The organism is Neptuniibacter sp. 2_MG-2023, assembly GCF_030547495.1.
Lineage (GTDB): Bacteria > Pseudomonadota > Gammaproteobacteria > Pseudomonadales > Balneatricaceae > Neptuniibacter.
In genome coordinates this window covers 112,123-130,716 of sequence record NZ_JAUOQC010000002.1, presented here as the reverse complement: position 1 = coordinate 130,716, position 18,594 = coordinate 112,123, and the positions used below count along the sequence as shown (strand labels likewise).

Below are 18,594 nucleotides of genomic sequence, written 5' to 3'. Positions count from 1 at the left end.
TCATATTCATTTATTTACCGATCAGGACAGCGATCAGATGAAACTAATTTGCTTCAACGTGAATGGCCTTCGCTCACGCCTCCACCAACTACAAGCCGTTATCGATAAATACCAACCAGACATCATCGGCTTACAGGAAACCAAAGTCCATGATGAAGCCTTCCCTATGGCCGATGTTGAAGCGATGGGCTACCACGTCGAAATCCATGGACAAAAGGGCCATTACGGTGTTTGTCTTATCTCCAAAAAGCCACTGACCAATGTACAGAAAGGTTACCTAACCGATACCGAAGATGCGCAAAAGCGCATGATTATGGGTGATTACGAAACAGACAACGGCAATACTATTCGAGTCATGAACGGTTACTTCCCGCAAGGTGAAAGTGTAGATCACGAAATAAAATTCCCAGCTAAACGTAAATTCTATGCCGACCTACAAAGTCACTTAGAGACCCACTGCTCACCTGAACAAAATATCGTTGTTATGGGTGACCTAAATATCTCTCCTGAAGATAAAGACATCGGTATTGGTGAGCCTAACCGTAAACGTTGGTTAAAAACAGGCAAAGCAAGCTTCCAACCGGAAGAGCGGGAATGGTATGGAAAACTAACAGACTGGGGCTTAACTGATTGCTTCCGTTACCTTAACCCTGATGAAGACCGTGTTTTTAGCTGGTTTGATTACCGCTCAAAGGGATTTGCTGATGATCCAAAACGTGGTCTACGTATTGATGGCATCTTACTAACGGCACCACTGCTAGAGAAATGCCAAGATGCCGGTGTTGATTATGAGATTCGAAGCATGGAAAAACCCTCTGATCACGCCCCTATCTGGGCAGAACTGGATCTATAATCAAACATAGAAACCTTGCCCTCAACACGCTTAAGCGCTTAAGCGCTTAAGGGCAAGGCTTACTTAAATAGGGTTTCCCTCCCCCTGCATCGGCAAAGAACTCAGTATTTCCGTTGAACCTGCCAAGGCTTAAAAGAACAGGCCGATAATTCTACTCAATTCTGCTAGAATGGGCCGTTCGATCTCCTGAATCTTGAGCAGTTACCTTTTTATGTCTTTTTCTTCACTTAATCTTTCCGACTTTCTGTTAAATGCTTTAACGGATTTAGGTTACACCGAACCAACGCCAGTCCAACTGAAAGCCATTCCAGCGACGTTAGAAGGTAAAGATGTGCTGGCCGCTGCAGAAACAGGCTCAGGCAAAACTGCAGGGTTTGTGCTGCCTATACTGGAAAGGATGAAAGACTCAATTCCACCGCGTAGCAACCACGCTAACGTTTTAATACTGGTGCCTACCCGTGAATTAGCTGTTCAGGTTGAAGAAGCCGTTCAACAATATGCAAAATACTTCCCACGCAGATTAAAATCACTCGCTGTCTATGGCGGTGTATCTATCAATACTCAGATGCAAGCCATGCGTAGTGGTTGCGATATAGTTGTAGCCACCCCTGGGCGCTTAATCGACCTATTTAAACGTAACGCAATTGATCTACGCGCCGTACACAGCTTAGTGTTAGATGAAGCAGATCGTATGCTTGATTTAGGTTTTAGTGATGAATTAGATGATATTCTTGACGAACTCCCAGAGCAGCGACAAAATTTACTCTTCTCTGCTACGTTCCCACACAGTGTCCGGACCTTGACTCAAGAGATACTCAATAACCCTATTGAAATCTCGATTAAACAAGAAGCTACAATTCCTGAACAATTAGCACAACGCGCAATAGAGGTCGATCGTACCAATCGCACTATGCTGTTGAAGCACCTGCTAAAAACAGAGAACTGGTCTCGCGTTTTAATTTTTGTTGCCAGTAAACGTACCGCCAACAATGTAATTTTAAAACTATCCCGTGCAGATATTAATGCACAAGCACTACACGGAGACTTAACTCAAGCAGAGCGCAGTGGCGCCTTAGCTGATTTTAAGTCAGGAAAATGTAAGATATTAGTGGCCACCGATCTCGCTGCACGCGGCATCGACATCCCTAATCTCCCTTGTGTGCTAAACTATGATCTACCCCGTTCGCCAGCAGACTATGTACACCGCATTGGACGTACTGGTCGCGCAGGCGAAATAGGCTTAGCACTCTCCTTCATCGACCATGAAGGTGACAGTCACTTTAAACTGATTGAAAAGCGCATTAAACAAACCCTTGAACGTGAGCAAATAGAAGGGTTTGAGCGCGATAGTATCGTCCCCATTGAGGTTCGAGAACAAAAAGGTCAAGCGCCGGTAAAAGGCAAACGCATGAGCAAAAAAGATAGAATCCGTGCTGCGGAAGCCGCTAAGAAAATTTGGGGCGAAAAATAACGTTCGATGTCGATCATAGCTAACAGGTAAATACAGCTATACAAATATTAACTTTTTAGGAATTACCTTTTAATGCTGGATAAAATTATTATCATACGAGACTACCTGAATGCAGTAAAAACTCGCTGCACCTACAATGCAGCGGCTCAAGCGCTGGGCATTAAACCGGCGGAATTTAAAAAATTACTGGATGAACGCAGTCCGGAAAATTCTTGGTTCGTCAATACGGGCGCTGGAGATCCAGTAGGATACTCCGATGATGAAAAGCACCCAGAACTTTATCGGACAACACGTATTATTAAGTCCGCTGAAGTTTTAACTCGAAACCTTGATCTGTAAAAACGCACTGGCATAGATAAATGGGGATACACCCCATTTATCAACATGCTCGACCCAACTCGATTGATACTCAGTATAGGCACTATGATGACAGGCAATAAGTTTAATGCCGACCAGATTCAAGCCCTTCTTGATGAGCTCAATACAACGGGTAGTGGCTGGCATATAGATAAAGGAAAAGTAACCAAACAATTTGTATTTAATGATTTCAGCACTGCATTCGGTTTTATGACCTTATGCGCCATCTACGCCGAAAAAATCAATCATCATCCCGAATGGTTTAATGTTTATAACAAGGTAAACGTTCAACTAATGACCCACGAAGTATCTGGAATCTCCGACAAAGATGCCGACCTTGCCAAACAAATGGATCTGTACGCATATAAACTGGCAAAACAGTAACTCTTCTTATCTCCCCCCTTCAGTCCGAATAACTTTAGGCTATAAGCTTCACCCACAAAACTGGCACATAAATCGCTTTAGATAAGCTAACATAGATTATACCTTGAGCTTTGCCATGACCATTTATACAAATAACAGCTACAACACCGCTTATACTACGCCCTCTAAGGTGATAAATAGCTCTCTAACCACTAACAACCAAGCGGTAAATCCTCACCCCCAAGGGGCAAAGGTTTACCCATCGATCAGCAGTTCAAGCGTGACCCTATCTGATGAAGCCAAAGCGATGCAAACCAGCACAGCCGTTTATCGAATGGATACCGGAAGTGGTACGAAGGAGATCAACTTAGATAGCTACTTCACCCAATCCCCCTCAGTTAACGACTTAGCCTCTGGCGCATCTAATCTTCTCTTACCTAGTGCTAATAATGTATTGGCACTACAAAAACATATTTCTTCTGTCTTCCCCAACTTTTTAACTCAAAACAATATTCCTGAAGCGCCTCAAACCATTCAATTTGATGACCAAGGAAAATTGGTTCTACCTAATGATTATGCCTATACAGAGGAATTAACGACGGCATTCGAGCAACATCCCGAAATGCTTAAAACATTACAAACTGCTCACGCTTTATCCTCTCATGTAGCGGCGATTCAGGCGACTGACCCTATGCGTGAAGCCTTAGCTCAAGCTCAAACACAGTCGGAAGTGGACATTATTTTAGAAAATTTCTCTGCCTACTTAGGTGACAACCGCTCCCAAGCCTACCCTGAAATCAGCTTAGAATTTTCCAAGAATGGAGAGCTGAGTATCAACGCCGATGGCACATCATTAGTATGAAAAAGTGAAAGATCAAAAGGTGCTTAACATCTCTAGACTTCCTGTTAATCGCCTATATTCTCCCGTTATTACGAGCTTAATGGGTCTATATTTGTAAATTAATAAAGTTACATATATCCGCTTTACACTTAAAATATGACTATAAAAACATCATAAAAATGCAAAGAATCGGGGCGATCACAGAAATACTAAAGCACTTCCCGATCATATTGAGAAAGTGCTCATCTGGACTTTTCCATATATATAACGCATTAATAATAGCCGTTAATGGGATAGCGAAAATACCAATAAGGTAAGCAGCAAGCCCCGCCCAAGAACCATTGCCTGTATTTGTTTCTATCACAATAAAAACCACAAGCACCTGCAATAATGCAGGTAAAACCACACCAAAAAGATAACGCATTAGATCCCTTTACAACCGGCTTTGTTTATTCCACCACTGGACATTTAAAATCCGGCCCTTTAACAATTAGCACATCACAATCAACATCATCGACTACTTTTTCCATAGTGCTGCCCAACAGAAGCCGATCGAACATACCTCGCGCCACCGCACCCATCACCAGCACATCGATACCTTTTTGCTCTGCATATTGGCTAATTACAGACTCCGCTTCGCCTTTTATAATATCAACCAATTCAGAATCAACGCTAAGACCAAACTCAGCTAGCAATCGATTACAACGTTTCACATGCTCTTTTTCTACTCGTTCTTGTAAAGCAGCATAATCTGTCACCATGTGCTCATCAAAAATAGCTTCGTGGGGTAATGTATTGAAACAGTGTAAAACACGTTGCTCACTTAGATTATCAGTGATAAACATTTGAGCCTTTTTTAAAATAACTTTATCTATCTTGCCTTGCTCATCACCTTGATGGAAGGGATCCACACAGGCCGCTATACGGAGGATATCTTTCCAAGGTTTCTGTTTTACAAACAGCACAGGTACTGGGCTTTTCCTTGCAATCAGCCAATCTATAGGCGCAAACAGATAGTGTCCTATTCCACGATGGGACTGGACCCCATGTATTAAAAGGTCAGGCTCAAAACGCAAGACTTTACGCATAACTCCCTCAACCTGATGACGCTCCCAGCACACATCAAAACTGACCTTAACGCCCGCGGCTTCTACCCTTTCGGATAAGGTCTCTAGTTTTGCTTCCGTCTGACGAATATAAGCGTGCTCTGCTTTCTGCTCTGCCGCTTTATCAAACATATACCCTTGGGTAATCCCGCGGTTGTAACAACAATTAAACAACTCAATAACCGCTGAATGTTGCTTTGCTAGCAATATCGCTTTGTCTAATAAGCCTGCGTTGTCATATTTGAAATCGATATTAACCAGAATTTTATCCATATTCTCCCTCATCATAGACTTAATCTTTCTTAGTTACGGACGTTGCACTCGAGGATAACTATTCAAAGTATAGATTCAATAGATGAAAGATACCTTGATTGAAACACTTAACTACTGAATAAAAAAACTTTTATATTAGATTTTACTTATATATAATATTAGGATATAAATTAATCCTTAATCTACACTTTCTGAAAACAGGAGGCTTTATGACTATCAATGCAGCCCTACGCTTAATGGCAGGCCTCGTTGTCCTTGCCAGCTTAGCACTCGGAACCTACGTGAATCCAAACTGGTATTACCTAACCGGCTTTGTTGGTTTGAATCTATTTCAATCCGCATTTACAGGCTGGTGTCCAGCCATACTTATCTTTCAGAAAATGGGGCTTAAAGCTGAACGCTGTAGCAGTGAAGGTGTCACCGTCAATCAAGCGGTTCATATTATCGCAGGGTCGGTAATCTTATTAACGGTAGCGGCTGTACTCTTCTTAAATCTAACGCCTATGCTCCTAATCATCACCGCTATTATTGGTGTGAGTTTAAGCCAGTCAGCCTTCACTGGTTGGTGTCCAGCGATGATGATCGCAACAATGCTAGGCTGTAAAAAAACAGAAGGGGTTTAAACGCTTAAATAGCGCATTATAGTGACCTCAGATAGGGTCCCGTATAAAGCCTGTAACTTATGCCGAGTACCTTTACTCGGCTTTTTTATTGTTTTAGAACAATTTTTTTCATTAACTGTCGTTACTTTTCGCTCACTGTCGTTACAATGGAGCAGTTGTTAACTCGGTTGGATTATAAATTTGTTTTTAAGACTTGCAGGCTTAATTTTGCCTTCTCTGCTACTACTTGGTGGTATGGGACTTGTGCTGCCTATAGCCACTCAGCTTAGCCACGAATACCAACAAATTTTATCCTTAACCCCCTACCCTGTAGCTTTTATTGTCGCACTATTAGGTTACTGGTTTAAAAAAAGCCGAATTCTGTTTACGGCCCTCAATTTAAGTGGCGCCTACTGGCTTATTCAACATGGCTTACAGACCAGTCTAAACCAACCTGATGCTTTTGTTTTATTCAGTAGTATATCGGTATTACTCCCTCTTCATATGGCATTAATCGCTATCTATAAGGAGCGAGGGTTATTGACCCCCACGGGTATCATTAGAATCGCGCTTATACTTTTCAGCTATCTAGCCCTTTATCTCAGTTGGGCCAATGGCTCTATAGGGCTTTACTTAGCCGATCTGCCGATGAGCATGTTAGAGATGCTGATCCATAAATATTACCTAAGCGAAGCCGCCGCTATTACTTTTACAGTCTGTTTTATTCCTGTATTACTCTCTTTTATATTGCGTAAAACTTATACGGATGCGGCCCTACTTGCTTCATTTATCTCAGCATTAATCATGTTAAGTTACTTCGATAAACCTCTTATCTCAGCCCTGTTTGTATCTGCCAGCCTAATTGCTCTAGCGATTTCAATAATGCAGAACTCCTATCATATGGCTTTTATTGATGAATTAACTGCGATTCCGGCCCGTAGAGCCCTGCAAGATAAATTAGCAACCTTAGGTAAACGATATACCTTAGCCATGTGTGATATTGATCACTTTAAAAAGTTTAATGACACCTACGGGCATGATGTAGGTGATCAGGTTTTAAAAATGGTTGCGGCCAAGCTAAATCAAGTCACCGGGGGCGGTAAAGCCTATAGGTATGGGGGGGAAGAGTTTACCTTAGTTTTCCCTGGTAAAAACGAGGAGGAAGCACTCCCTTATATAGAACAGCTCAGGGAAACAATCGCCAACTACCCAATGCATATCCGTAATCAAGATCGTCCCAAAGATAACGATCAGGGCCAACAACAGCGCCATAAGCGCGATAAAAGTGAAGTGGTCAGTGTCCAGATAAGTATTGGTGTTTGTGAAAAAACGGCAGACTTAGCCGATGCCCAAGCCGTTATAAAAAAGGCGGATGAAGCACTATATGCATCGAAGAAAAACGGTCGTAACTGCTCTACAACGGTCCATTACAAACCTAAGCCAAAACCAACCCGTCGTGGGCAGCGAAAAGATTACGCTTAATAAATTCGCCTCATAATCAGTCTACCAAGCATGTTAGTAACTCCACCTCAGCCGTGCATATATATTCGATGCATCCTCAAACTGGCCGAAAAAAGTATGTGCCTGCTCTCCGCCAAAAATATTTCCACCTAAGGTTAAATTCACCTGATCATTAAAGCGATATTTAACTGAGGGACGGTGATAGTAGTCTTGGTCTGTAGGCGAATAAAAGCTAAACCAGTTAAGTGTTAAATTGTCCTGCATCGCTCTATAGGTCAAGCGAAGGGTCCACAACTCTCGATGCTCATCAGGGCGATATATAGAATCACCGTCATTAGCTACCAACGCATTGTAGTCAAGTATATGTTCAAAATAGTATTGGACGCCTAAGGTCAGTTTCGAAATCAACTCCTGCTCATAGCCCATTAAAAAACGAACCTGACTATTTGGAATTAAAGGGTCGCTTCCTCCATCATCAACACTGTTGTACCACGCAAGTTCCGTATGACCTATACCACTAGCAATATTCGTACGAAGGCTAGCACCTAAACTTGTTAACGGGCTGAAATAAGGCTGATTATTACTATTAATGGCATTAGGTTGTTTCCAAAAGCCCCGATAGCCATACAGTGCCCACTCTGTACTACGACCACTAAGTATTTGGCTACGCCCATAAATACGCGCAGAAAACTCCCCATGACTGAAGCTCTCACTTGGCTCTTCCGGTACGAGCTTTCCGTTAGGTGCAGCTACTTGTGTTCCCACCATCGGTGAAAAATAGGAAAAGCGCTCACCTGAAATAAAATTATCGCTGTTAAATATAGGTGCCCAAACAAAATCAATATTCGCTTTTTCCCCATAAGCAGACAGTTTTATACTAGACGAAGGCGCCTTCAAATACTCATCATCTCGACCAGCAAAAAAAGATACCCAATCTTTAGCAAACAGGTCATTTAAAAAGACTAGATCCCCAGTCCCCCAAGTTAAAACTTGATGCCCCGCTCTCACATCAACATTATCCGCTAGGGAAAACTCCGCCACAGCTTCCCGTAGATAGATATCTAAACCACTCTCAACCCCATCAGCATATAGGTCTACTTTACCGCTCAGGCGCAAGCCACCTTGATAGCTTTCCGCTTCAACTCGGGCACGCACCTCTGCCAAGCTTAAATCATCACTCATTAACGCATCATCACTCACTCGGCTACCGACAGCGGTTTCGATAAAGCCATGTACTATAGCCCCTTGTTTCTCCTCTTGGCCCCAAGCGTCATCCCCCCAATCATCTGCCGCATAAACTGGAGATGAGAGCGAGAATATTACAACCGTAAGTAGAAGCCTTGCTTGGGCTATTTTAGACTTCATTACTGTCCTCTCTGCAACCATTCACGTGGTGGCTTACGCAATGAGCGCTCACTAAATACAGCCTGATCCATACCTAGATCATAGTTTTGAAAACGAAACTCTAAGGTAGTTGAACCGCCGCTACGCAGATCAGAAACTTTTGATTTAGTTACCGTTTCATGACCTTGAATAAGTGCGCTAGAAAGAACCTCTACACGTCTATAGACTGTATCGTTCTCATCCATATATTCTATTTTTTCCGGCAAGAAGCTAGTTTTGTTAATCCAAGCAATATACCGACTAAATTCAGCACTATTCGTATCCAGAGGTTTATTCTCTATCACATAATACTTATCTGTAGTTTCCAGTAACTGATGGCTATCTTCCCTTATGCTACGACCCGATACATCTTCATAAAAATAGTGGGAGCCAACAAAACTTGTACGTTTATCACCGGCCGAAATACGTTTTACTAAATCTAAGCCAGGAAGATATAACCAACGATCGTCATCCCCACCCGGCTTTTTAGCCACAAGAAATACGGTATTACGTACATCGGATGGACGACTAAATACAACGAGAAAGTCTTGTTCGCCGCCCTCTTCTCGGTCACGACGTAAAATAGTAAATTGCCGCTTTTGCTCTCTACCTTGGGCATCCGTAATTAACATTCGCGCTTCCGAACGACCATCATTACCTGCGTAGTAAGAGACTAAATTAGCTTTAGACACAATCTCATTGGCATCAGTTAAGTCCGCCGCATAAACATTGTTGAAAACACTAAGGACAGCCACAACAAACAGCGACGTTGTGGAGATTAACTTAAACATTACCTTTCTCCTGTTTGCTTTTTTAATAGATCATTCTCTGACACTGAAAAAAGCTTATCTTTATTTTTAATGCCGTTAATTACAGCGGGTAATAAGACCACGGTAACTACAGCAGAAACAGCCATAATCATCGCGAGGAAAAAACCTACGGTGATATAAGGCACTAAAGGTGCAAATAATAAAGGGGTGAAACCTATCGCCACGACAACCGCATTTCGGCTAATAGCTCGAGCGGGACCTTTGTACATTTCATCAACGGTTTCAGGCCAACTACCTGTTTGTTGATAGGTTGCCCGACAGCGCTCCAAAAAGTGAATAGCGAAATCCACTGATAATCCTAAAGTTAGGGCGGAGAGAACAGCGATCGGCATATCATAATCTTTACCGACAAAACCGATCAGACCATAAATAAATAAAATCGTGACCGTCAAAGGCAGCATCGCTAATAAGCCGAGTTTTATTGAGCGAAACAGAACAAACATCATCACCAGCACCATAAAAAACGCACTCGTAAGACTGCTTAACATGCCAGTTACCATCTGCTCCTGCCAAACCACATTGATATAAGTTAAACCTGCCCAGTTCATCTCAACATTTTCAGGGAGAGGATGTAGAGCTACATAATCATCTACAAGCTGAATAACCCGACTCATCTCCTGATTATCACCGCTCTTAAGTTGTAGCCATAGTGCAGTCGAATTGTAGTCAGGTGTCACCATATGCCATAGATCATCGGGACGATGAGAGGATTGAAAACTTAAAATAGTTTGTGCCGCAGCATTACTGCTTTCTGGCAACTTGTACTGGCTAGAATCGCCCCCCTGCAACTCCCTAAATACAGTTTTCAATAAGGTAACAAGGGAGTTACTTTTCCCGATTAACTCGGAGTTATTTAAAAATAACTGGAGGTCATCCAAATAAGCTAGTGCTTCGGGCGTTAGAAAATATTTACTTTCAGATTGCGCTTTCTCCACAGTATCTAATAAAGCTAACCAACTCGCTTCATGAGCACTATCCTCGTAGGCAGCATCATCTAATTCAAAGGTGAGCTTTTGTAGCAAGGCACTGTACTCTTCACTATCAAGTGAACCTAGAATTTTATCTAGCTTAGCAACGACCCCTTCTGCATTTTCACGCGCATTTACCTGTTTGCGTAAATAAGCAAGGAAAGCCGCTTTCTGCTGATCCAAGCCGGTTCGTTCCAAAACTAAAAAGGCATCATAGGTACCGGAAAAGTGTTCATTCATCACTTTATCGGCGATACGAAGCCGGTGATCCTCTTTAAACCAACGTACGGGGTTATCATTAATCTGAATGGTTGTTAATCCATAAATTGACACTAAGGTTACACCGACAAACATGACTACCAAGGCTTTAAATTTAGCTATAGAGAAACGCCCAGTAATCGACAGCAAGCGGCTCAACAAGCTAGCCTCATCCTCATCCTCATGCACCTGCTCCGAAATAGAATGATCTTTAAGTGCAGCCAAGCGTTTAGGCGATAAACTAACAATATAAGCAGGTACCAAAGTTACAGTTAAAACAAAGGCAAGCAAAATACCAAAAGCCACATGTAGACCAAAAATCTGCACAGGAGGGATTGGCGTAAATGCTAATGAAGCAAAACCGACAGCCGATGTGATTGACGTATAAAACATCGGTGTAAATAGATGCCCTATCACCTCCCTTAACGCAGCTTTAGGTTTATCTCCCGGTTTATAGCGATCGGAAAATTCAGACAATATATGAACAGAATCAACAACGGCGATAGGCATCAGAAAAATAGGGATCATCGAGCTCATAATATGGACGGTATAGCCCTGCCCAATCAATAGACCCATCGTAATAATGACCGCCGCCAATGCAACAAGCATCGGTGCGGTAATCAATAACATGGAACGGAAAAACACCCACATTAGAATAAAGATCATCAACCCTGCTAAAGGGGCAGAGATCGCCATCTGAATGAACATCTCGACACCAAAAGTATCTTCAGCAACAGGAAGGCCAGCCATATAAAACTCATTTCCAGAATCAGGATGCTTTGCCTGTAACTGTTCAATAACAATCTGAATCTCTTGCGATAATCGATAACTCTCAGACTTGCTCTCAATCGGTATATAAACACCGGCAGCTTTCCCATCCCCTGAGACAAGCGTATTTTGAAGTAAAGGAAGGTTTTCGACAGATGCTTTTATCTGATCAGCCTGCAGTTGAGTTGTCGGCGCCGATTTCATCATCCATTCAAAACGAATAGTACCCGGCTGATCAACCGACTGACTTATATTATCCACCGTATCCAACGACATCAGATCTTGACGAATAACCCCCTGCATAGACTGAACCGCAGAGGAAAGCTGATGCAGATCTTGCAAAGTTTGTGGGTTATAAACCCCCTGTTCACTTTCGGTATTAACTACACCAACAATAATAGAGTCATAGAGCGAAAACCGTTTTTTAACATTGTCATGAAAAACACGATCGACCTGATCATGAGGCAACATATTTTCCGGATCGGTATCTACCTTAATGCTCGGTATCTGTAGACCTGCCAGTACCACTAGAGCAATAATCATCAGGAAAACCGACTTAGGTTTTTCCATAGCCAAAGCAACCAGCCACGCTTTAAACCCCATTGAGCACCTCTATAGTGTGAAGCTTATAGTAAATAAGCATCAATTATATTAGTATAACCTAATATTGCAATATATTATGGCTCTAAAAAACTAAGACGAGACTAAGGCGCAAGAGGTTAAGTTATGCCCTATACTTGACAGCAATATATTAGAAAATTGCGAAAAAGCAGCAAACTAGGTAAGATGCGAGCAGTTATAAAAAACTACATATTAATAACTATAAGTTGATAATAATTAATAGCAGTAACGCTGGCGTGAGCAGTATGGAAACTACATTTCCAACATTAATAGTTAAGCGCTTCGGAGTATAATTTTGAATGATTCAACTGTGGCATCACTTGATGCAGAAACCCTTGAAATGATGAAAGATAATGCGGGCAAAGCAGCGCAATTAATGAAGGCGCTCGGCAACGAAAGTCGCTTGTTGATCCTATGCTATCTCGATGGGAAAGAGCTTTCTGTTACAGCGTTGAACAATTGTTTAGATTTAAGTCAGTCAGCACTCTCTCAACACCTTGCTGTACTTCGTAAAGATGGGTTAGTTAAAACCCGCCGAGAGTCACAAACCATCTATTACTCTTTACAAGGTGATACAGCAAAACGCATTATCCATACTCTTCATGAGATGTTTTGCCCAACAATATAAACAGCAACGGTAGGCGCTAGTCTAAATTTAGCTAGTGCCCATCATTTTACTGTTTGTTCTTCGCTAAATGTAACGTCCCATTTATTTATATTTATACCTTAAGCTCATGAATAAGCAGAGTTTAATAATACTTAGCGAGGCAAGTTTAAACGCAGCCGCTGCCAATCCTCTAAGGGATCATTCAACATCATTTTCATATCAACAACCTCCTCCTCGGCATTATAACTATTTGTAAAACCTAGCTTTTTAGCTAAATTCTGCATGCCTTTGTTATTAGGCAAGGTTGAGCCTGTAATTTGCAAAGTACCGCGACTTTTACAATACTCAATAACCTTATTCATAAGCGCGACACCTAAACCTTCACCCTGCAGATCATCACGTATAACAACACTAAACTCTGCTTGTACATTATCAGCGTCTGTAACTGCACGGACTACACCTAAGGTTTCCATCCCCTCCCCATCTTCCCGTGGGGCTGTAATAATGAAAGCCATCTCTCGGTCATAATCAATCTGAGTCCAGTTAGCCAGTTCTTGATGTGTTGGAATACCGCGACTGTAAAAATAGCGTAGACGTATAGATTGAGGGCTAAGCTTATTGTAAAACTCAAGGTGGTTAGGCTCATCCTCCCCACGAATTGCGCGAATAATGGCCTTACGACCTGAACGCTTGAGACTTATTTTTTCAGTTAGATGCTCAGGGTATGGAGAGATCGACAAACAGCCCGCTTTAGCTGAAAGAGAGACGGCAACGTCCATCACTAGCAAACCACTTTTATTAACCAACATTGGGTTAATCTCTAACCCTTTAAGATTAGGTAGATCAACAATCATCTCAGATAATTTAAGCAGTAAATTAGCCAGTTGCTGTAGATCCAGTTCAGGACGGTAACTATTTTCTTCAATGATCTGACAAAGCCGTGATTGACTAATCAACTCTGAGGCCAAAGCAAGATTTAAAGGGGGTAGCATGACATGGCGATCAGCTAAAACATCCACGGTATGTCCACCGACACCAAAAAAGATTACCGGTCCAAACGTCGGATCTCTAGTGATTCCCACATTAATTTGTAACGATTGGAAACCCCGCTTCATCTGCTGAACACAAAAACCCATCAAATGTTCTGCTGGGTAAACCTCTCCCATTCTATAGGATAGCTGTGTCGTAGCATGCTCAACTTCCGCACTGGAAAAAAGGTCTTGTACGATCTCTTTCCAACGCTGGCGGCCAGTCTCATCATAACTGAATGGATAAACATTCTGTTTATGCAGTGCTTTAACTTGTACAGAACCCTCTATTTTTTGGGCGCATTTCACTACATCATCAATGCTGTCACAATAAAAAGTATTAGCGACAGGAATATCATATAAATCTAATAGTTCAATCGCTTCCTCATGGCGCAAATAATCCCGCTCCTCAGTCAATGCATCTTGGACAAGCTGTCTAGCACGAATATGATGAGGGCTACTTTGCTCCATATAAGGGGGTGGAGTCTGACGCATCACTTCCTGATTACGGTGGAAGTCCACCATATGCATAAAAGCATCCACCGATTCTTCAGGCGTTAAAAAAGTTGATATGCCTGCAGAATTACAATGATTACGGGCCTCAATAGCAGTCGCTCGCCCCATAAAACAGGTTAAAATATTGCGTGGTGTTTTTTTAGCGATCTGTATCACAGCATCAGCCGTTTCAACGGAAGAAGCCATACGTGTCGGCGCATGTAACATCAAAACCGCATCAACATTTTTATCTTTTGTTAATAATCGTACCGCTTCGGCAAAACGTTCCGGGCGCGCATCAGAATTAAGATCAACAGGGTTAGAACGATTCCAATGGGTAGGCAGTATCTCAGCCAGTGCATCGAGCGTCTCATCCGTTAATTCCGCAAGTTTACCTCTATGTTTAAATAACTGCTCTGTTGCTAACGCATTTGGACCTGTGCCATTACATAGAATAGCCAATCGTTCACCACGCATAGGTTTCATACGTGTCAGCGTTTCTAATGCATTAAATAACTCATCAGACCTTTTGACTCGAACAACACCCGCTCGCCGCAGTGCAGCATCATAAACAAGGTCATCATCATAGATGCCTTCAGCTAATTTAGTCGCAGATTTTGCACCGATAAATGTGTCGTTTTTTAACACAAGTACTAACTTGTTACGCGAAGCAGAACGCACCGCAGAGATAAAATCCCGTGCTGATCCATCCACACGGTTTAACTGTAATAATATGGCATGGGTATATGGATCTTGTGCGAGGTAATCGATCACCGAAGGAAGATCTACATCGGCGCCATCACCTAAGGTCAAAAAGTGGGAAAAACCGATCTCTTGACCTGTTGCCCAATCGATCATAGCTGTACCTAAAATACCCGACTGGCCGATATAAGCGACTTTGCCCTTAAGTATATTTACATGGGAATAACTGGCATTCATATTATGACCAGGGACAAGCATACCCATACAATCAGGCCCCATGATCCTTATACCATAAGGTTTAGCCACTTCCCGCACTTCATCACGCAATGATCGATGGGTTTCATCTTTCATCATCGACAACCCACCGGTTAAAATCATCGCGGCCTTAACCATACTCACGCCTAAGCCACGAATAAGGTCTGCAACAGTTTCCGGTGGTGAACAAACAATGGCTAAATCTGGCATTTCAGGCAGATCTGATAGGGTTTTAAAGCAAGGTACGCCATGCACCTCATCGTATTCATGACGGTTGACTGCGTAAATAGATCCCTTAAAACCACTTTCTAGCAGGTTTTGAATAACAATACCGCCCATGCTGTCTTCTCTGGCAGATGCACCAAAAACAGCAATAGAAGCTGGTTTAAAAAAACGTTTGAGATACTTAGTAGCCACGCACTGAAATCCTCTATCAATATCTCATTATCTTATACTTTTTTGCACTGCAGCAAAACAATTTTTTCTATACCAAAGTATAATTAACATCTAAATTTTACGACTTTCTTACAAAAGTAAGGTCGGGTCAACTTTACGAAGTTTAGAGTAGCTAAGTGGCAAGTTGTTTACCACATAGATACCGTTTCTCTTATCTAATCTTCCAATAACTTAGTCTCCACTTTCCTCCATAACCTGTCCCATCACTAAAAGTGATTCTTATCGGGCGTTGCAGCCCTACTTTTTTCTTGACAAAAAATAGTCTCGACTCTACTTTCCTATTTTGAAATATGTACCATAATCAGGCTATATATAAACTCAATTGGTGAGGCATTGCGATGAGCCAACAACGCCCCGTTAGTAATGAGCCAGATTCAGCAATTGATCTGGAAGAGTGGATGAGCGATGACCTTGACTCAGTACAAGTCGACTCAACTATCCATAAAAAAGACAGCATTAATCCAGACAAGCGTCGACGCTTGGAGGCTATGCGTGAAGAACGAGAATTAATGAAAGATATCAAAGATGTATTTGATGATTGGTATGATGACTAGCTGACTTTATATCCAACCCGTTTTGAGCGCGGGCTGAACCACCAGCCTGCGCTATATTTAGCGCTATAAACGACAAAAAAACATTTAATCATCCCTAACCTCAAATACTTTACAACCCTAATGCCATAAAGCCTGACTTTCTATCCATCTGATTGATAGAATAACCTTATGCTGACTATATCAAACCGTATATCCATCCCTCTCAACGAAATCGAATTTAAAGCGATCCGAGCCCAAGGCTGCGGTGGTCAAAACGTGAATAAAGTATCTAGCGCTATCCATCTACGTTTTGATATCAAACGCTCCTCCTTACCCGATTTTTTTAAAGACCGCTTATTAGCCTACCAAGATCAAAGGATCACTGTGGATGGCGTAATAGTTATAAAAGCACAAAGCTTTAGGGATCAGGAGCGCAATAAAGAGGACTCACTACTACGTTTACGACAGCTAATTAAAACCGCGACAACACTCGAGAAACAACGGCGGGCAACCAAGCCCACACGCAGTTCACAAAGAAAAAGAATGGATAAAAAAAACAAACGGGGACAAATTAAAAAAGGACGAGGAAAAGTCGACTTTTAACCGCCCCTATATATAGATTAAGCTAAGCGCGTCAAATCGACCTCTAGCTGCAGATCCCCCACCGTGACATAAAGTTGCTCTTCACTAATCGTAATAGTCAGCTCCATATTTCGGCCGCATAACTCACTTAAACGATCCACCTGAGCAGCAGGGAAACTATAGATCTCGGTTTTAGGTAACCCCATAAGTGCCTCAGAATGCTTAGCCCACCATATATCTACTTCTGAGCCATAAGCATACAGTTTGACTTGATCAGCTCGGCTAACGCCTTTACGTATCCGATCAGGCGAAGCTTGTCCAACTTCAATCCAACAACTCACAGAATTATCTGGACGTTTAATCCATAGATCCGGTTCATCATTAGCTGACAAACCTTTACTGAAAGAAAGGTCCTGATCATAGTTAAGCGCATAAGCCAGTAACCGCACCATCATACGAACAGACGTTTCTGATGGATGTAAAGCTAAGGTCAACTTCTCCGTGGTATATATATCCCGATTCATATCAATCAGGTTCAACGTTGCTTTAAAGATGGTAGGTTTTAACGCCATGGGAGGGAACCTATAGATAATTATGAACGCCCACAAACAAGGACATTTACATTGAGTGCATCTTTATACTGCATCAACGAAGAGTTTTAAATACAATCTCTCCCCCATATTATTTTTACCGAATAAGATTTGAGGTCATTATGGAATTAAAACATCTGGCGATTCGCGAACTCGTTAAGGAATCGGAAGAGTCCCCCGCACGGATCACCGACCGCGGTGGCATAATCCCTATCGCCTCTCCGATCGCAACCCAGTTGTTTGAGACCCTTAACGCCGCCTTCAGTCGCCGCTCAAGTTTAACCCATGGTTCCTTTAACACTGAGAACGAAGAGAGTTACCCATTTATATCTGCGTTTGAAGAATTTGTCAGCCAAGAGTGGGATGAAGCTGTATTCGCCACATTGGTTGATAAAAGCATGTCCCAATTGGCGGCTGCCATCAACAATCCATCTGCCCATAATGCTAACGGCGGATATGTACTTTTCTCCCTATATGCCAGCGATCGTTATGAATATTTACTGATAGCGCTTGTCCGAGACAAAGCCAGTATAGGATTTGACAATGACCTTCATCCGACAGAAGTGATGGAAGTTAATCTGGATCAACTTCACCAGGCAGCGCGTATTAATATCAGCACCTTTCGCAAAAAGCAGGATAGCTATCTAAGCTTTATTGGTAGCAAAGAAAAAGGTGAGATTACTCACTTTTTCTCCACCGCATTTGGCTGTACCGATGTCACCCCATCACGTAAATCAACAGGCGAACTTATCCGCGCGACACGAGACTTTTGCAACCAAAATAATATGAGTGACCGTAAAGAAGAGGTCGTGGAAGACGTAGTCAGCTATCTGTCGAAACAGCGTTCTGAAAAGGAATCAGCCAATCTGAATGAGATAGAAAATCTATTCGATGCCTACATTCCCCCAGAACAGGCAGAAACCGCAGCGGGCACCTTTGGACAATTTGCGAATAAAGGCCCCTATAACGTCAGCCAAGAGTTCCAACCTCATACCAGTACAATTAACCGCTTTGCCAAGCTTAAAGTTAAAGCGGATAACTGGAGTGTAGACTTTACTAAACGTAATTTTGGCGAACTTAACTCAGGTAAAGATATTGAATTCGACGAAGATAATAATCGCATAATTATTAGTCGCTTACCCAGTAAAGTCATTAACCAACTGCGTGAAGCCCTAGAACAGGACGATTAAG

Annotated in this window: 18 protein-coding genes; 11 read left to right on the top strand and 7 right to left on the bottom strand. The window is 42.2% G+C overall.

Going from position 1 to position 18,594, the window contains the following annotated elements:
- Positions 1-37 precede the first annotated feature (37 nt).
- The 5 genes from xthA (at position 38) to Q4486_RS03110 (ending at position 3,906) form a co-directional block, all read left to right on the top strand.
- Complete coding sequence (gene xthA, locus Q4486_RS03130; RefSeq protein ID WP_303415452.1) at positions 38-853, top strand: exodeoxyribonuclease III; 816 nt, start codon at positions 38-40, stop codon at positions 851-853.
- Positions 854-1,064: 211 nt separating this feature from the next.
- Positions 1,065-2,324 carry a DEAD/DEAH box helicase gene (locus tag Q4486_RS03125; protein ID WP_303415453.1) on the top strand — a complete coding sequence of 420 codons (1,260 nt, stop codon included), beginning with the start codon at positions 1,065-1,067 and terminating at the stop codon, positions 2,322-2,324.
- A 72-nt stretch (positions 2,325-2,396) separates the two neighbouring features.
- Positions 2,397-2,663 (top strand): hypothetical protein, encoded by a 267-nt coding sequence (locus Q4486_RS03120; RefSeq protein ID WP_067863768.1) that lies wholly within the window; start codon positions 2,397-2,399, stop codon positions 2,661-2,663.
- Between the two features lie 84 nt (positions 2,664-2,747).
- Entirely contained in the window at positions 2,748-3,065 is a 318-nt protein-coding gene (locus Q4486_RS03115) for a 4a-hydroxytetrahydrobiopterin dehydratase (RefSeq protein WP_303518245.1), read from the top strand.
- 115 nt (positions 3,066-3,180) lie between these two features.
- On the top strand, positions 3,181-3,906 hold the full coding sequence (locus Q4486_RS03110; protein WP_303518242.1) for a hypothetical protein: 726 nt from the start codon (positions 3,181-3,183) through the stop codon (positions 3,904-3,906).
- A 139-nt stretch (positions 3,907-4,045) separates the two neighbouring features.
- On the opposite strand, the gene Q4486_RS03105 is transcribed toward Q4486_RS03110, so the two are convergent.
- Entirely contained in the window at positions 4,046-4,309 is a 264-nt protein-coding gene (locus tag Q4486_RS03105) for a hypothetical protein (protein WP_067863758.1), read from the bottom strand.
- Positions 4,310-4,334: 25 nt separating this feature from the next.
- Positions 4,335-5,264, bottom strand: coding sequence for a universal stress protein (locus tag Q4486_RS03100; RefSeq protein ID WP_303518240.1), 930 nt, complete (start codon positions 5,262-5,264; stop codon positions 4,335-4,337).
- 209 nt (positions 5,265-5,473) lie between these two features.
- Here Q4486_RS03100 and Q4486_RS03095 point away from each other — a divergent pair, with 209 nt between their 5' ends.
- The gene (locus Q4486_RS03095) at positions 5,474-5,887 is read left to right on the top strand and encodes a DUF2892 domain-containing protein (protein ID WP_067863752.1); all 414 of its coding nucleotides are present in this window, start codon (positions 5,474-5,476) and stop codon (positions 5,885-5,887) included.
- Between the two features lie 180 nt (positions 5,888-6,067).
- Positions 6,068-7,348: a GGDEF domain-containing protein gene (locus tag Q4486_RS03090; RefSeq protein ID WP_303415459.1), complete on the top strand. Its 1,281-nt coding sequence runs from the start codon at positions 6,068-6,070 to the stop codon at positions 7,346-7,348.
- A gap of 33 nt (positions 7,349-7,381) precedes the next feature.
- Here Q4486_RS03090 and Q4486_RS03085 read toward each other — a convergent pair whose 3' ends face one another.
- From Q4486_RS03085 to Q4486_RS03075, 3 genes are read right to left on the bottom strand one after another with little or no spacing between them, the layout of a single operon-like run.
- On the bottom strand, positions 7,382-8,692 hold the full coding sequence (locus tag Q4486_RS03085; protein WP_303518237.1) for a hypothetical protein: 1,311 nt from the start codon (positions 8,690-8,692) through the stop codon (positions 7,382-7,384).
- Positions 8,692-9,501 (bottom strand): outer membrane lipoprotein-sorting protein, encoded by an 810-nt coding sequence (locus tag Q4486_RS03080; protein WP_303415461.1) that lies wholly within the window; start codon positions 9,499-9,501, stop codon positions 8,692-8,694. The genes Q4486_RS03085 and Q4486_RS03080 overlap by 1 nt, the downstream gene beginning before the upstream one ends.
- Positions 9,501-12,137 (bottom strand): RND family transporter, encoded by a 2,637-nt coding sequence (locus tag Q4486_RS03075; protein ID WP_303518235.1) that lies wholly within the window; start codon positions 12,135-12,137, stop codon positions 9,501-9,503. The genes Q4486_RS03080 and Q4486_RS03075 overlap by 1 nt, the downstream gene beginning before the upstream one ends.
- 361 nt (positions 12,138-12,498) lie before the next feature.
- Between Q4486_RS03075 and Q4486_RS03070 the strand changes: the two genes are divergently transcribed.
- Positions 12,499-12,783 (top strand): helix-turn-helix transcriptional regulator, encoded by a 285-nt coding sequence (locus tag Q4486_RS03070; RefSeq protein ID WP_082792353.1) that lies wholly within the window; start codon positions 12,499-12,501, stop codon positions 12,781-12,783.
- A 131-nt stretch (positions 12,784-12,914) separates the two neighbouring features.
- Here the strand turns inward: Q4486_RS03070 and Q4486_RS03065 are convergent, their stop codons facing one another.
- On the bottom strand, positions 12,915-15,659 hold the full coding sequence (locus Q4486_RS03065; protein WP_303518233.1) for a bifunctional acetate--CoA ligase family protein/GNAT family N-acetyltransferase: 2,745 nt from the start codon (positions 15,657-15,659) through the stop codon (positions 12,915-12,917).
- A 377-nt stretch (positions 15,660-16,036) separates the two neighbouring features.
- Between Q4486_RS03065 and Q4486_RS03060 the strand changes: the two genes are divergently transcribed.
- Both Q4486_RS03060 and arfB read left to right on the top strand, forming a co-directional pair.
- Positions 16,037-16,252, top strand: a complete 216-nt coding sequence (locus Q4486_RS03060) for a PA3496 family putative envelope integrity protein (protein WP_303415464.1) — start codon at positions 16,037-16,039, stop codon at positions 16,250-16,252.
- A gap of 168 nt (positions 16,253-16,420) precedes the next feature.
- Positions 16,421-16,834, top strand: a complete 414-nt coding sequence (arfB, locus tag Q4486_RS03055) for an alternative ribosome rescue aminoacyl-tRNA hydrolase ArfB (RefSeq protein WP_303415465.1) — start codon at positions 16,421-16,423, stop codon at positions 16,832-16,834.
- 17 nt (positions 16,835-16,851) lie between these two features.
- On the opposite strand, the gene Q4486_RS03050 is transcribed toward arfB, so the two are convergent.
- Entirely contained in the window at positions 16,852-17,385 is a 534-nt protein-coding gene (locus Q4486_RS03050; protein ID WP_303518232.1) for a YaeQ family protein, read from the bottom strand.
- Positions 17,386-17,525: 140 nt separating this feature from the next.
- On the opposite strand from Q4486_RS03050, the gene Q4486_RS03045 reads away from it, so the two are divergent.
- On the top strand, positions 17,526-18,593 hold the full coding sequence (locus tag Q4486_RS03045; protein ID WP_303415467.1) for a nucleoid-associated protein: 1,068 nt from the start codon (positions 17,526-17,528) through the stop codon (positions 18,591-18,593).
- Position 18,594: the final 1 nt, after the last annotated feature.

Coding starts and splice junctions, on each gene's coding strand:
- Q4486_RS03110 (WP_303518242.1), top strand. CDS start 3,181: ATGACCATTTATACAAATAACAGCTACAACACCGCTTATACTACGCCC.
- Q4486_RS03125 (WP_303415453.1), top strand. CDS start 1,065: ATGTCTTTTTCTTCACTTAATCTTTCCGACTTTCTGTTAAATGCTTTA.
- Q4486_RS03100 (WP_303518240.1), bottom strand. CDS start 5,264: ATGGATAAAATTCTGGTTAATATCGATTTCAAATATGACAACGCAGGC.
- Q4486_RS03115 (WP_303518245.1), top strand. CDS start 2,748: ATGATGACAGGCAATAAGTTTAATGCCGACCAGATTCAAGCCCTTCTT.
- Q4486_RS03105 (WP_067863758.1), bottom strand. CDS start 4,309: ATGCGTTATCTTTTTGGTGTGGTTTTACCTGCATTATTGCAGGTGCTT.
- Q4486_RS03120 (WP_067863768.1), top strand. CDS start 2,397: ATGCTGGATAAAATTATTATCATACGAGACTACCTGAATGCAGTAAAA.
- Q4486_RS03095 (WP_067863752.1), top strand. CDS start 5,474: ATGACTATCAATGCAGCCCTACGCTTAATGGCAGGCCTCGTTGTCCTT.
- Q4486_RS03060 (WP_303415464.1), top strand. CDS start 16,037: ATGAGCCAACAACGCCCCGTTAGTAATGAGCCAGATTCAGCAATTGAT.
- Q4486_RS03085 (WP_303518237.1), bottom strand. CDS start 8,692: ATGAAGTCTAAAATAGCCCAAGCAAGGCTTCTACTTACGGTTGTAATA.
- xthA (WP_303415452.1), top strand. CDS start 38: ATGAAACTAATTTGCTTCAACGTGAATGGCCTTCGCTCACGCCTCCAC.
- Q4486_RS03070 (WP_082792353.1), top strand. CDS start 12,499: ATGAAAGATAATGCGGGCAAAGCAGCGCAATTAATGAAGGCGCTCGGC.
- Q4486_RS03045 (WP_303415467.1), top strand. CDS start 17,526: ATGGAATTAAAACATCTGGCGATTCGCGAACTCGTTAAGGAATCGGAA.
- arfB (WP_303415465.1), top strand. CDS start 16,421: ATGCTGACTATATCAAACCGTATATCCATCCCTCTCAACGAAATCGAA.
- Q4486_RS03050 (WP_303518232.1), bottom strand. CDS start 17,385: ATGGCGTTAAAACCTACCATCTTTAAAGCAACGTTGAACCTGATTGAT.
- Q4486_RS03080 (WP_303415461.1), bottom strand. CDS start 9,501: ATGTTTAAGTTAATCTCCACAACGTCGCTGTTTGTTGTGGCTGTCCTT.
- Q4486_RS03075 (WP_303518235.1), bottom strand. CDS start 12,137: ATGGGGTTTAAAGCGTGGCTGGTTGCTTTGGCTATGGAAAAACCTAAG.